Here is a 13046-nt window from a genome sequence, read left to right on the forward strand (position 1 = left end):
ATCGATTTTGCAGAACAGAGCTTCTAGACTGAGCATGGCGGGGTTGGGCTGAGTGTTGTTTTGGTTAATGCCTCAGCTTAACCAGCCCCGTCTTTCCTTCGCTCCCCTTATCCCGAATTCACGTTAACTTAGCCACGACTCAGCCACGACTTAGCCACGACTCAGCCGCCGCCAGCAGCAGGCTTTAGTCCATTTCCACCTGCAAAACGTTGGCGATCGCCTGTTGGGAATCGGTTTTGAACTCCCGCACATTCACCCACCACAGCAGCCCGATCGCGATCGCCATCATCAACGCTTCCGCCGCAAACACCGTGATGAAGCCATAGATCGGTTGCCCAAACAGCGCCAGCCCAACCCGTTGGTAAATTAAGCCACCCAACCAGGTAGACAGGGCCTTGGCCAAGGCCTGAGCCAGACCCCAAGCCCCAATGAACGTGCCGGCCGTTTCCGCCGCCGTTAGATCCAACATCAGGGTCAAGGCCCCAGTGGTGACAACGCCCGAGGTGAGGCCAAAAATACCCACGGCCGCTTGCAAAACGGTGGGATTAGCCCCGATCGCCCCGGGATTGGGATTGCTGGAAAATCCCGCCAAGATGATTAGCCCCAGCGCTGCGATCGTCAGCAAACAACCGAGCTTTGTGGTGCGCTGTTTGCCCAACCGGGGAATGAGGCCAAAGCCCGTGGCCACCAACCCCAAGAGGGTTCCCGTACCAAAGAATGCATTCAAACTCGTGGTGGCCGAAGGGGGCATGTTGAACACTTCGCCGCCGTAGTTTTCGAGAACGGCCTCTTGCAAAAACAGGCCTAGGGTCATGGCTAGCAAGAATGCGAAAAAGATGCCCGTTTGCCGACTGGCGGTCAAAATTCGCAGGGCCCGCCCGAGGGTAATTTGGTCTTCCCGTTCCGCCAAGTGCGATCGCAGGCCGTAGCGCGAAAACCGTTTTTCCACACCCCAGGTGGCCGCAAAGGCCAACCCAACCACAGTCGCAGGCACGATGATGAACAGTTGGTTCAAGGCCCCTTGCAAAGCGGCGAGGCTGTTGGCCGCTTCGGCCCGTTTCAGGAGAATCGAAGTCAGGATGGCCCCGATGATGATCCCCACCATCAGCATTGACCAAACCACACCCACTAGGCGCGATCGATCATCTTCGTCCGACACATCCACCAACAAAGCTGCGAAGGGTGTGGAACTAGCGCTGATGGAGAGGCCATAGCCCGCAAACAGCAACCCAAGGGCGATCGTCCAGAGGCCCGTGGTTCCCTCCCAAGACCAACCGCCCGCCTGCGCCACCGCCGCGCCCAATTTCCACATCACCTGCACAATCAAAAACGAGAGCACAGCAAAAACCATCGATCCCAACCAGACATAGCCCGATCGATGCAATCGAAACAAGGGCTTGGCATCGGACAGTTGCCCAAACCAAACACGGGCAGGCGCAATGAACTGGTGCAGAGCGATCGCCCCCGCCGCCACATCCAGGGGAATGGCCAACTCATTGCCCATCACCCGGTTCAGCAGCCCCAAGGTGAGCACCGACATCATGCCCAGACCCATTTGAAACAGGCCCAAGCGCAACATCACCGGCAGGGAAATCTTAGGGGGCTGTTTGGGTAGGTCATGGTGCGGGGGCAACTCCAATGGAGGAGACAACGGATTCAAAGTGGATTCGGGAGACTCTGGAGGCATGGTGCTAAGAAGGGCAGAGAATTCAAGGATGGATTGGGATCGTGGATTGAGGGCTGTGATTCGGATTCGTGAGCCTTTGATCCTGCCGTCGCGAGATCCTAGGAAGCAAGGCGAGATCCTAGGAAGCAAGGGGATTAAGCCCCTTGTTTGAGGCGGTTAGGCCAGGAAAATCAGCCATTTTCGCCTCAATCGATCGAATTCGATGACAAACCTCGGCTCCTGGGTTGGATCTGGGTTGAGATTTTCGGATCTGGGTTGAAATTTAAGGTGGTTGATAAAAGGTTTTGACCCAAATTTTGCAGCCGACTCGCCGGGGCGATCGCTCTCCAATTTTAAAAGGCACACCGGAACTTCCCCTTCAGTCCCGAAATCCTGACGGAATTTTGGGGAATGCCCAAATTTCTTGAAGAATAAATCCTTATAATTGGTTCACAGAAATTAATGTTTTGTCTAAAATTTCTCAGCAACTCCAGCCCAAACCTTTAGAGAACGAGATCCAACCATGACCGGATTCATTCGTGGCCTGTTCGGCGGCAACAAAAAAGAAGAAGCCCCCGCGCCCCAACCCGCTCGCCAAAAGGAAACCCAGGATTTCTTCTTGGATTTTGACAGCGCTCGCACCTTCGGGGACATTGAGCGGATGCGCAAGGAAGTGGAAGTCCACAAGACTTTCCCCAAGGGAACTACGCCCGTTGAACAACCGGCCAAGCCGAAGGCCAAGGCTGCAGAACCCACCAGCAGCGCTCCGGCCAGCACGGCCGGCGAAACCCTGGAACGCCGCAAGGCCGATCGCAATTTGGATGCGTTCCGCAGCATGGCTAAAGACCTGAAAAAATAGGCGGGGTCTCAAAACTGGGATCGCAAAACGAATCCATCGCCACGGGAGGGAGAGCAATGTTGAGTTGTTCTCCCTCCTGTGTGTTGATGGGTTCTGATGTGGATGGGGCTTGATGTGGCTTAATGCTGGCTGGTTAGTTCGGGCGGTGATTGATTCTTGTGCTGGTTCATTTTGCGAGCGATCTCTGGGCAGTTAAGCTGTTGATTGCCACTTCAAGCTAGGGCGATCGCACTGCTGATGGCTTTCAAGGGTGGCTGCCCGGTGCAAACTCCTGATCAATGAAACAACGAGATCTGGCCTATGACCTACTTGCGGACTGACGACCCATCCTCCCAGCGGCCGAAAATTAGTCCCGGTCGGTTACGGGAAATTCAGGAGGAGGCTGAACGGCTGCAATGGTTGCTGGCCTCGCTGCTGGTGTTGCCGGGAGTGTTGGATAACGAGGTGGGCAAGGCTTTTGCGCAGTTTTTGGGAACGGTGCTGGAGCGATCGCGCGATGCGACGGATATTACGTTGGCCTATGGGCGCTGGTTTCGGGCGCTGATGACAACGGGCCAAAGCTGGGGCGATTATTTGCTCGATCGCCTGGTAACGGTGGATGCAGTGTTGGCTCCGGTGCTCAAAGGCAAGACGATCGAGCAATTGCCCTCGGCCACAATCGCAGCGATCGAGCATGATTTACGCGCATTTCAGCAACTGTGGCAGTTCGAGCCGGCCTTGGCTTGTCAGTGGGCCCAGGAGTTGGCGGGTGGGGCGATCGAGCTAGTGGCCTGGAGTGGGCCCAGTGCTGACTCAGAAATGGAATTGGATTCACTCGACGCATCTGATCCGCCTGATGTCTCTGATCAACTGGACAAGCCCGATCACAAGCCCGATCAATTGACTGCGCCTGATCCTGATCAACTGGACAAGCCTGATCAATCCGATGCGACGGATCAATCTAACGAGTCGGATCAATCCGATGTGTCGGATCAATCTGCCGTCACCGAGCCGGAAACCAAACCGGTAACCAAGCCGGAAACTAAACTCAATCCAAAAAACGCACTTCGAACCCAGTTGCGCAACCTGGACGACTGGGCAACAGCCACACCAGCTTTGGTGCGCTATTTGGCAGAGGCCGATCGGGGACAGTTCAGCGAGTCCCGAGCTTTCCGCTGGCGATCGGGGCAGCTTGTGCCGGTGACCCATCCTGACCCGATCGACCTGCCCGACCTGGCCGGCTATGACGGCCCCAAGGCACAACTAATCCAAAACACGGAATTTCTGCTGGCCGGTCACCGGGCACTAAACGTGTTGCTGTATGGGGCACGGGGCACGGGAAAATCATCCCTCGTGAAAGCGCTGCTGTCGGCCTATGGCGATCGGGGATTGCGATTGGTGGAGGTGGCCAAGCAAGAGTTGGATCATCTGCCGGAGATTGTGGACTTGCTGCGGAGCGCGCCCCAAAAGTTCATCCTATTTGTGGATGATTTGTCCTTTGAGGAGGATGACGAGGCCTTCAAGGCGTTGAAGGTTTGCCTGGAGGGCGGCATCACGGAGCAGCCAAAGAATGTGGTGGTCTATGCCACTTCAAACCGACGACATTTGGTGCGGGAATATTTTGCCGATCGCCCCCGGCCCAGCGATGCGGATGAGGTGCAGTCCTGGGATACGGTGCAGGAAAAGCTCTCCTTTGCCGATCGCTTTGGCCTGACGTTGACCTTTGAGGCGGCCGACCAAGACACCTATTTAGAAATCGTGAATCATTTGGCTGATTTAGCCAATCTCGGGATCGATCGGGCAGAATTGCGGTTCCGAGCTTTGCAGTGGGCCACGCGTCACAATGGGCGATCGGGTCGCACGGCTCGCCAGTTCATCGACTTCCTCTCCGCTGAGCAGGCCTTGGCGGCCAAGGCCGCTCCCAGCACTGAGACTGCGGAATCGTCTGAGACTCCGGAGGCTTCTGAGGCTTCAGAAGCTTGAGGGCGCTCATGGCTCTGGGTTAACCGCTGATGCTGATTTGGACGAGCCAACTATATGCATGGGCCCATTCCGGAACATCGCTTTTTTGCTTATCTAACTTGGCAAGATATCGCGGCCTTGCCCGATCGGGAGCGGGCCGTGGTGATTTTGCCGGTGGGGGCGATCGAGCAGCATGGGCCCCACTTGCCCCTGAATGTGGACAGCGCAATCGTGAACGGAATTCTCGGGCGATCGCTCCAATGGCTCGATCAACAACGGCCTGACGTGGTGGCCTATGCCCTGCCACCGTTGTTCTACGGCAAATCTAACGAGCATCTGGCGCTGCCGGGAACCATTTCCCTCAGCGCCACCACGCTCCTGTCCTTGGTGATGGACATTGGCCACAGCCTCTATCGATCGGGCTTTCGGAAGTTGTTGTTGCTGAATGGCCACGGAGGACAGCCCCAGATATTGGATATTGCCGCCACGGATCTCCATGAGCGATATCCCGACTTTTGGACCTATTCCTGTTTTGTGTGGCGATCGGCCAATTACAAGCCCCTTTTGAACCCGGCGGAAACCCTGGGAATGCACGCGGGCGATGCGGAAACCTGTGTGATGTTGGCCCTTGATCCCGATCGGGTGCGGATGCAACGGGCCCAAGCAGAGATGCCCTTCATCCATCCGGGCAAGCGATTGGGGCCCAAAGGAGCCTTAACCTACGCCTGGACAATTCAAGATCTGAGCCAAAGTGGCGTGATTGGTGACCCAACGGCGGCGGCGGCCGATCGGGGCGAACAGATTATCGAACTGCTCGCCCGCAACTGGGCTGAGATCCTGGCCGAAATCTACGACTACTACCCGATCGCCCAGCCCTAGCCCAGGATGGCCCAACTGTTGAAACTACTGGACAAGTTGGCAGGCGCATTGGGGAAGGTGGCGATCGTTTGCACACCGGATCCGTTATTGAACTGCAACGCGACCCCCGTGCCGCTACTAACAAAGGCAAACCCGCCCCGCTCCGGATCCACCGAGAACACCCGCAGGGTCGTAATTCCCCCAAATCCGGTACTCCGAATCACCAATTTGTCCAACGTGGGGTCAAAGTCCGTCAGCACATCACCCCCTTCAGCGGGCGTGTTGTAAATGAAGAAGTCGCTTCCCCCCGTGGCCAGCAACGTATCAGCCCCCACTCCCCCTTCCATGGAGTCATTGCCCTCGCCGCCATCAATCAAATCGTTGCCGCCACTGCCCTTCAGCAAATCTGCACCGCCCAAACCGGTGACCGTATCGTTGCCATCCAAAGCATCGATCGTGTCATCCCCAAACGTGCCTTGAATATTGTCATTGCCGGTGGAGGGCTGGGTGGAACCAGTGCTGCCCGTGCCGCCCGTGCTGCCGCTCACGCCGCCCGTGGTGGTGTCTGTACCCACGGGGGTGAGAAAACTGAGGCGTTGGCTGTTTTTCACGATCGCAATCAGCCGCTCCGTGTTGTTGGTATCCACCAATGTCAGGAACGTATCGGCCGCATTCAGCCCCGTTCCCGGAACCACCACCACCCGCGCGGCAATGTTGCCCTCGAACCCAATCAGGTCTTGGGTGAAGTCATAGTCAGCAATGATGTCAACGCCACCCGCTTGGCCTGACACGATGAAGGTGTCGCCGCCATTGCCCCCAATCAGGGTGTTGCTGCCCTGGTTGCCATACAGGGTGTCGTTACCGTTATCCCCGGACAGGCGATCGTCCCCGGTTCCGCCGAAGATTGCATCTTCGTTGTCGCCGCCGTTGATCGTATCCGCATCGCCGTTGCCGTTGAGGGTGTCGCTGCCTTCGCCACCGTTGATGATGTCGATGTCGCGGCCGCCCAGAATCAGATCAGCGCCGCTATCGCCATTGAGGTCATCATTACCATCGCCGCCATTGATGGTGTCGGCTTCTCGGCCGCCAAAGACTACGTCATCCCCTCGACTGCCATCGACGCGATCGTTCCCTTGGCTGCCAAAAATCAGGTCATTGCCCTGGCCACCAAAGATGACATCGTTGCCCAAATCTCCAAACAGGATGTCGTCGCCCTCGTTGCCTTGCAGCAGGTCATCACCCTGGCCACCGTAGAGGGTATCGACTCCCACGTCGCCCCATAGGGTGTCGTTGCCTTGGCTGCCTCGCAGGATGTCGGGATCTTGGCCACCGAAGAGCAGATCGTTGCCATCGTTCCCATCCAGCAGATCGTTATCTTCGTTGCCGTAAAGGGTGTCATTTCCCTTGCCGCCAAAGAGTTGATCGCTGCCAAAGCCCCCTTGCAGGAAGTCGTTGCCATCGTTGCCATTGAGGATGTCGTTGTCGCGGCCCCCTTGGAGGGCATCGTTACCGGCTAAGCCAATGAGGGTATCGCTCCCTTCGTTGCCAAAAATTTGGTCGTTGTCGTTGGTTCCGGTGAGGAGGTTGGGAAGGTTGTTACCGTTAATGATGGCCATGGGGCGCTCCAAGGTGGGCTACAGTCCTGCGGGCGAACCGATGCGTGAGAAGGCTGAAGATGGGGTGATGGTGGGTGTGGCTCGCGCGAATCGATGATGGTCGATTTGTTCTGGGGTTGTCAAATGGGGGATGTGCCGAAAATGGCGGGTTTGGGGCGGGTGCAAGGCGGAGAGATGGGGCCGGCAAGGTCAGGAATTGGCCTGGATTCCTGGGGCGATCGGGAGGGGGCAAACCCGATTGTTAACATAGGCTTGCCTGGGGTGACACCCGCACGGCGTTGGGGTGGGGTGGTTCAGGAAATCCGGAAGGGACGGGGGCGATCGATCGGCCCGGCCAAAGCAGCCCAGGACGATCGCCCCCAGTCGTTTGCGTCCTAGATTCCCAATCTGAGCGGTATTGCAGCGCACAAAGCAGAGGTTTTTGATTCATGAGTCAATCGTTGAGAGCGGCGGCGGCCAACCCAATTAAGTTCGGCACGGATGGTTGGCGGGGGGTGATTGCGGCGGACTTCACGATCGAGCGGGTGGCCCGGGTGGCCCCGCTGGCGGCGGAAGCGTTGGCCCAGGAGTTTGGGGCCAGCACCGGCAGCCGCACCATTTTGGTGGGCTACGATCGCCGGTTCATGGCTGAAGATTTTGCGCGGGTGGCTGCTGAGGCCATCCAGGCGATCGGCTATCGGGTGAAGCTGTCGGACTGCTATGCCCCCACGCCGGTATTTAGCTGGATTGCCCACCATGAACAGGCCCTTGGGGCGATCGTCCTGACGGCCAGCCACAATCCTGGTCGCTATTTGGGTCTGAAGGTCAAGGGAGCCTTTGGGGGTTCCGTGTCGCCGGAGGTGACCCAAAAGATTGAGACGATGTTGGCGGCCGAAACGGTTCCGGCCGAGGTGGAGCATCCGGAGCCGATCGAGTCGTTTAATCCTTGGGAAAGCGGCTACTGTGAAGCGTTGCGGCAATTTGTTGATCTTGCTGCCATCCGAGCTGCCATTGCCGATGGCAAGCTGGCGGTGTTTGTGGATGCGATGCATGGCGCTTCGGCCGGCGGCCTCAGCAAGGTGCTGGATGTTGCCGTGCAGGAGCTGAACACCAATCGCGATCCGCTGTTTGAAGGGGGCGCGCCGGAACCGTTGCCCAAATACACCACCCGCTCGATCGCCCAAATTCGCGACCACCAACAGGCCCATCCCGACCAGTTGGCCGTGGGGCTGGTCTTTGATGGCGACTGCGATCGAATCGCCGCGATCGATGGGTCTGGGGAATTTCTCACCTCCCAGATCTTGATTCCGATTTTGATTCAGCACTTGGCCGTGGTGCGCGAGCAAACCGGCGAAGTGGTTAAAACCGTCAGCGGTTCCGACCTGATGCCCAAGGTGGCCGCACTGTATCAATTGCCGGTTCATGAAACCGCCGTGGGCTACAAATACATCGCCGATCGCATGTTGAGCGTGCCGGTGTTGATTGGGGGCGAAGAGTCCGGCGGCGTGGGCTATGGCAACCACATTCCCGAACGGGACGCGCTGCTTTCGGCTCTGTATGTGCTGGAAGCCGTTGTGAAAGCGGGCAAAAGCCTGAACGAGCTTTACGGAGATCTGCAAACCAAAACCAACTTTTTCAATGCCTACGATCGTATTGATTTAGCCCTGGCCAGCATGGCCGCACGCGATCGGCTGCTGGGACAACTGCAAACCAACCCACCCCAAACGATCGCCGGGCAAGCGGTCACCCACTGCCAAACCACCGACGGCTATAAATTTCGCCTGACCAGTGGCGATTGGTTAATGGTGCGTTTCAGCGGCACGGAACCCGTCCTGCGGCTCTATTGCGAAGCCGTCACGCTCGATCGGGTGCATGAAATCCTGGAATGGGCCCGCCAATGGGCCGAAGCTGCCGCCGCCTGAGGTTGCTGCTCAATTCCCACGGGCACACCCCACCCAAAACAAACCAGGCGCTCTTGATTTAACCCAAACCTGCTGGACTTGGTTCGCCCGGGCTGATCCCCGGGTGATTTTTTGGCGGTCATCGCCGCTGGTTGCCCTTTGCCAAATCACCCCCGATCGGGACAATTGGGGAGTTCTGTCCATCCTGAAATTTCTTTTTTCGCCATGCCCCGTTTAGTTGTTGCCACCGGAAACCCCGGCAAACTCAAAGAACTACAGGCCTACTTGGATGATTTGGGCTGGGAGCTGGCCCTGAAACCCCCGGAGCTAGAGATTGAAGAAACGGGCCAAACTTTCCTCGAAAATGCCCGCCTGAAAGCCACCCAAGTGGCCCTGGCAACCGGTGAATGGGCGATCGCGGATGACTCTGGCTTGGCGATCGATGCCCTTAATGGCGCACCGGGTCTCTACTCCGCTCGCTATGGAGTCACCGATGCCGATCGGATCAACCGCGTCCTCAGCGAACTGGCCAACCAGCCCGATCGCCGGGCCCAATTTGTCTGTGCGTTGGTGGTCGTGCGGCCCGATGGCACGGTGGCTGCCGAAGCCGAGGGCATTTGTCCCGGTGAAATTACCACAGCCCCCCGGGGAGAGCAGGGTTTTGGTTATGACCCCATTTTTCTGATGCCTGAGTTGGGTCTCACCTACGCCGAAATGTCCGCCGCCCAAAAACATGAACTGAGCCACCGCGGCCGGGCGATCGCCCTGTTGCGGCCCCAACTAGCAACCCTGTGACCCTCGCGCCAATCCATCACCCCAACCCAGCCAAAAGTCATAGTGCAGATTCTGATTTAAGGCTGCAATATTGCTTGACTTGAGCGCTGGTTCTGGTACTGACGCTGCGGCTGATTTCGGAGCTATATCAAGGCATTTGCGGTGACACCTAGCCTGTCAGCGATCGCCGCCCTTTCCTATCGCTGCCCACTGAGTGTCACCGCAATAGATTGCTACGACAAATTGCCACGATCAAAACTTAGAGCAGATTTAAAAAGCCAGAATTGATACACCGATTGCCTCAGCGATCAGGCCAAGACAATGGGCTTAAGCCCATTGCCCCGCGACTATTAGGACTTAACTAGAGCTTCAAGATACTGTTCAGACATTCTTGTTAGGGACAGCCATTCACTAAATCTGGACGGCGTTGATCAAATTCATTCCAATAATCCTGAAATGCGGCCTGTGAGCGTTCAAGAGCTTGGCTCAACCGATCGGAAGAACGCCCATATTTCTGAATATAGATTTTGGCGGCTTCGGCCCCTCGCAACCTGGCTTCCGCACCGGCCACGCCACAATCGCGTAAGACGGGATCAGACAGCTCAGCCGCCGCATTCAAAGACCGGCGATAGTTAATGATTGCAGTATCAAAATCTCCGCGTTGTTCTGCTTGGTAACCCATATTTTGAGGATGCTCCACGGCGGGGCCGTAGGGCGTGGTTCCTTGGGCAGTTTCAATAGTTAGACCGATTGAATTGGTGACCGTTAAAGTCAGGGTACTGAGACCGATCGCCCAGCGTTTTGCAGACCAAACAAGAGCCATAAAATCTCCAACGGAAAAATTCAATTGAATCCACATTCAATGCACATTCCCGTGCATGTTTAATACATGTTTAATACATGCTCAAGACCCGGTGTTTAGGTCTTAGCACAGGATGACTTCCCCAGGATTGGCGTATCGGCCAGCAATTTTTCGGGGCGGTAACCGTTAGGATTGGCAGTGGTTTTCTCCTCGATGCATAGCAGATGCATGGTTGCCTATGTCTTCGCTCGATCGCCCGTCTGAAATCCTGACAGCCTTGCAACGTTTGATCGATGTGGTGGCCCAGTTGCGCGATCCGGTGCGGGGCTGTCCTTGGGATTTGGCACAAACGCCCGAAAGCCTCGTGCCTTACATCCTGGAAGAAGCTTACGAAACCGTGGCCGCAATTCGCAGTGGCGATCGCGCGGAAACGGCGGAGGAATTGGGCGATTTGTTGCTTCAGGTGGTGTTGCAAGCGCAACTGGCCAGCGAGGCGGGGGATTTTGATTTGGGGCAGGTGGCCAACGGCATTGCCGATAAGTTGGTGCGTCGTCATCCCCACGTATTTGGCGAGGCTGAGGCCACCGATGCGGCGGCGGTGCATCGGCAATGGGAACAGATTAAGGCTGCGGAAAAGGGGGAGCCGATCGACCAACCGCCCCCCCTCAGCGCCAAACTCGATCGCTATGTCAACCGCTTGCCGCCCTTGATGGCAGCCCTGAAGATGTCGGAAAAGGCAGCGGCGGCGGGCTTCGAGTGGGACAGCCTGGAGGGGGTTTGGGAGAAATTTCACGAAGAGTTGGCGGAACTGCAAGGGGCGATCGCCCAAGGCGACCCGGAACACCAGGCCTCGGAATTGGGCGATTTGCTATTCACGGTGGTGCAATTGGCACGCTGGCAGGGCATTGACCCTTCGGCGGCGCTCCATGGAACCAATCAGCGGTTTGTGCAGCGGTTGCAAATGATGGAGGCCCTGAGCGATCGCCCCTTGGAACAGTACAGCCTTGAAACCTTGGAAGCCCTTTGGCAGAAAGCGAAGGCTCAATTGGGCCAAGGATCTGGTCAAGGATCAAGTGCTCAGAATCAGGAATTTGAATTTCCCGATTAAGTTCAGCAACTGCCCATTGGAGCCGCTGCCATTCACAAAATCTAGAGCCAAAAAATCTAGAGCCAATCCAAAAAATCTAAAGCCAATCTGAAGTTATGGCCGGGATCGACGGAAGCGTCATGATTATGGCAGGCGATTCCTGAAACCCATGGCAGCATGAGGATGTGGCCCCGATCGCGCGAAGACGAGGCCGCCCTCGCGGCCCCAAACGCGCCTCGGGGAGCTGTTTCGCCAGTGTGAGTTCCGCACTGCCCTCGGTCATGTCCTACCATGTTTCCCTCCTCGGCCCCGTCAGCGGCCAAATTCAGCGCTGTTCCGATTTGGATGGTTGGGTTCCTGAACCCGGCGATCGGTGGCAAAGTTTCCGTTGGGATCGACGTACCCTCCGTCAATTGAGCGATCCAAACCTTGGCCGACAACAGTGGCTTCAGTGGCTGGGCCACGCGGAGGTGGCGACAGCGGAAGCCGTCAAAAGCTTGATGGTGCTGGAAGGCTGGGATCGCTGCCAGCATCCCTAATTCGCTAGGAGCTGGGCCGATGCAACCTTACTGGGCCGGGGAATTTTGGGCCAACCAATCCAAGACCCGATCGCCCAAACGCACCCCGTCGAGCCGATCGATCTCGCGCATTCCCGTGGGGCTGGTGACGTTCACTTCGGTTAAGTAGCCGCCGATTACGTCAATGCCCACAAAGATCAACCCGTCGCGCTGGAGGGTGGGGGCCAAGGCGGCCGCAATTTCCCGATCGCGATCGGTCACGGCCACCTTCACGGCCGCCCCGCCCACGGCCATGTTGCCGCGAAACTCACTGCCGGTGGGAACCCGATTCACCGCCCCGATCGGCTCGCCATTCAACAAAATCACCCGTTTATCGCCGGCCTTGGCTTCCGGCAAAAACTGCTGCACCATCACCGGCACTTGACCCCGCTGGGTGCTAATTTCCACTAGCGAATTGAAGTTGCGATCGCCCGGCTCCAGAAACAAAATGCCCTCGCCCGCTTTGCCGCCCAAGGGTTTCAACACCGCCGCGCCGCGCCGCTCCACAAACGCCCGAATGATTTCCCGATCGCTGGTGACGATCGTTTCGGGAATCACCGAAGTGAATTGCAGGGCATACATTTTCTCATTGGCAGCCCGAATCCCGCTGGGGCGGTTGATGACCAGGGTTTTAGTCGGATTGACATAATCCAGCAGATAGGTGGCGTAAAGATAGGGCACGGTCACGGGCGGATCGGTGCGCATAAAAACCGCATCCATGGCCTCCAGAGGCTGCCACAGCGCTTCGCCCAAGCTGAACCAGTCCTCAACGGCTAACCAGCGTCCTTCGCCCAGGGTCACGGGGGCCAAGGTGACCGGCAACAGCTTGGCCCAGGCTTGGGAATCCCGCACACTCAGATCCGTGGCTTGGGTCATGAAAACCTGGTGGCCCGCCAGTTGGGCCGTTTCCATCAGGGCAACGCTGGTGTCGTGGGTCGGATCCAGTCGTTCGATCGGGTCAATGATAAAAGTCAGTTTCACGAGGTGCTCCCGAATGTTGATTGAC

At 57.3% G+C, this 13046-nt stretch carries 13 protein-coding genes; 9 read left to right on the forward strand and 4 right to left on the reverse strand.

Annotation, left to right across the window (positions count from 1 at the left end; all coding sequences use genetic code 11):
• Positions 1–184: 184 nt before the first annotated feature.
• Positions 185–1687, reverse strand: a complete 1503-nt coding sequence (locus tag VPK24_RS06230; protein WP_393011392.1) for a BCD family MFS transporter — start codon at positions 1685–1687, stop codon at positions 185–187.
• Between the two features lie 284 nt (positions 1688–1971).
• Between VPK24_RS06230 and VPK24_RS06235 the strand changes: the two genes are divergently transcribed.
• From VPK24_RS06235 to VPK24_RS06250, 4 genes are all read left to right on the forward strand, one after another.
• A complete protein-coding gene (locus VPK24_RS06235) occupies positions 1972–2094 on the forward strand; it encodes a hypothetical protein (RefSeq protein WP_255508925.1) in 123 nt (40 codons plus the stop codon).
• A 95-nt stretch (positions 2095–2189) separates the two neighbouring features.
• Positions 2190–2525 (forward strand): hypothetical protein, encoded by a 336-nt coding sequence (locus tag VPK24_RS06240; RefSeq protein WP_099534674.1) that lies wholly within the window; start codon positions 2190–2192, stop codon positions 2523–2525.
• Positions 2526–2825: 300 nt separating this feature from the next.
• Positions 2826–4487 carry an ATP-binding protein gene (locus VPK24_RS06245; protein ID WP_393011395.1) on the forward strand — a complete coding sequence of 554 codons (1662 nt, stop codon included), beginning with the start codon at positions 2826–2828 and terminating at the stop codon, positions 4485–4487.
• Between the two features lie 54 nt (positions 4488–4541).
• Positions 4542–5345 (forward strand): creatininase family protein, encoded by an 804-nt coding sequence (locus VPK24_RS06250; protein ID WP_393011397.1) that lies wholly within the window; start codon positions 4542–4544, stop codon positions 5343–5345.
• Here VPK24_RS06250 and VPK24_RS06255 read toward each other — a convergent pair.
• Entirely contained in the window at positions 5342–6940 is a 1599-nt protein-coding gene (locus VPK24_RS06255; RefSeq protein WP_393011399.1) for a calcium-binding protein, read from the reverse strand. The genes VPK24_RS06250 and VPK24_RS06255 overlap by 4 nt on opposite strands.
• 93 nt (positions 6941–7033) lie before the next feature.
• On the opposite strand from VPK24_RS06255, the gene VPK24_RS06260 reads away from it, so the two are divergent.
• The 3 genes from VPK24_RS06260 (at position 7034) to rdgB (ending at position 9615) form a co-directional block, all read left to right on the forward strand.
• Positions 7034–7318 carry a hypothetical protein gene (locus tag VPK24_RS06260; protein WP_393011401.1) on the forward strand — a complete coding sequence of 95 codons (285 nt, stop codon included), beginning with the start codon at positions 7034–7036 and terminating at the stop codon, positions 7316–7318.
• A gap of 50 nt (positions 7319–7368) precedes the next feature.
• Entirely contained in the window at positions 7369–8841 is a 1473-nt protein-coding gene (locus VPK24_RS06265) for a phosphoglucomutase/phosphomannomutase family protein (protein WP_393011403.1), read from the forward strand.
• 204 nt (positions 8842–9045) lie between these two features.
• Positions 9046–9615 carry an RdgB/HAM1 family non-canonical purine NTP pyrophosphatase gene (gene rdgB, locus VPK24_RS06270; protein ID WP_393011405.1) on the forward strand — a complete coding sequence of 190 codons (570 nt, stop codon included), beginning with the start codon at positions 9046–9048 and terminating at the stop codon, positions 9613–9615.
• 373 nt (positions 9616–9988) lie between these two features.
• On the opposite strand, the gene VPK24_RS06275 is transcribed toward rdgB, so the two are convergent.
• Positions 9989–10417 (reverse strand): hypothetical protein, encoded by a 429-nt coding sequence (locus tag VPK24_RS06275; protein ID WP_393011407.1) that lies wholly within the window; start codon positions 10415–10417, stop codon positions 9989–9991.
• 217 nt (positions 10418–10634) lie between these two features.
• Between VPK24_RS06275 and mazG the strand changes: the two genes are divergently transcribed.
• Positions 10635–11504: a nucleoside triphosphate pyrophosphohydrolase gene (gene mazG, locus VPK24_RS06280; protein WP_393011409.1), complete on the forward strand. Its 870-nt coding sequence runs from the start codon at positions 10635–10637 to the stop codon at positions 11502–11504.
• Positions 11505–11764: 260 nt separating this feature from the next.
• A complete protein-coding gene (locus VPK24_RS06285) occupies positions 11765–12022 on the forward strand; it encodes a hypothetical protein (RefSeq protein ID WP_143473140.1) in 258 nt (85 codons plus the stop codon).
• A gap of 27 nt (positions 12023–12049) precedes the next feature.
• On the opposite strand, the gene gshB is transcribed toward VPK24_RS06285, so the two are convergent.
• Complete coding sequence (gshB, locus tag VPK24_RS06290) at positions 12050–13021, reverse strand: glutathione synthase (protein ID WP_393011411.1); 972 nt, start codon at positions 13019–13021, stop codon at positions 12050–12052.
• Between the last annotated feature and the right edge of the window lie 25 nt (positions 13022–13046).

This window comes from Limnothrix redekei LRLZ20PSL1 (assembly GCF_043235035.1).
Taxonomy (GTDB): Bacteria; Cyanobacteriota; Cyanobacteriia; order CACIAM-69d; family CACIAM-69d; genus CACIAM-69d.

Excerpts from the sequence above, each read along its gene's own strand:
- VPK24_RS06230 (WP_393011392.1), bottom strand. The coding sequence starts at position 1,687 with ATGCCTCCAGAGTCTCCCGAATCCACTTTGAATCCGTTGTCTCCTCCA.
- VPK24_RS06240 (WP_099534674.1), top strand. The coding sequence starts at position 2,190 with ATGACCGGATTCATTCGTGGCCTGTTCGGCGGCAACAAAAAAGAAGAA.
- VPK24_RS06245 (WP_393011395.1), top strand. The coding sequence starts at position 2,826 with ATGACCTACTTGCGGACTGACGACCCATCCTCCCAGCGGCCGAAAATT.
- VPK24_RS06250 (WP_393011397.1), top strand. The coding sequence starts at position 4,542 with ATGCATGGGCCCATTCCGGAACATCGCTTTTTTGCTTATCTAACTTGG.
- VPK24_RS06255 (WP_393011399.1), bottom strand. The coding sequence starts at position 6,940 with ATGGCCATCATTAACGGTAACAACCTTCCCAACCTCCTCACCGGAACC.
- VPK24_RS06260 (WP_393011401.1), top strand. The coding sequence starts at position 7,034 with ATGATGGTCGATTTGTTCTGGGGTTGTCAAATGGGGGATGTGCCGAAA.
- VPK24_RS06265 (WP_393011403.1), top strand. The coding sequence starts at position 7,369 with ATGAGTCAATCGTTGAGAGCGGCGGCGGCCAACCCAATTAAGTTCGGC.
- rdgB (WP_393011405.1), top strand. The coding sequence starts at position 9,046 with ATGCCCCGTTTAGTTGTTGCCACCGGAAACCCCGGCAAACTCAAAGAA.
- VPK24_RS06275 (WP_393011407.1), bottom strand. The coding sequence starts at position 10,417 with ATGGCTCTTGTTTGGTCTGCAAAACGCTGGGCGATCGGTCTCAGTACC.
- mazG (WP_393011409.1), top strand. The coding sequence starts at position 10,635 with ATGTCTTCGCTCGATCGCCCGTCTGAAATCCTGACAGCCTTGCAACGT.
- VPK24_RS06285 (WP_143473140.1), top strand. The coding sequence starts at position 11,765 with ATGTCCTACCATGTTTCCCTCCTCGGCCCCGTCAGCGGCCAAATTCAG.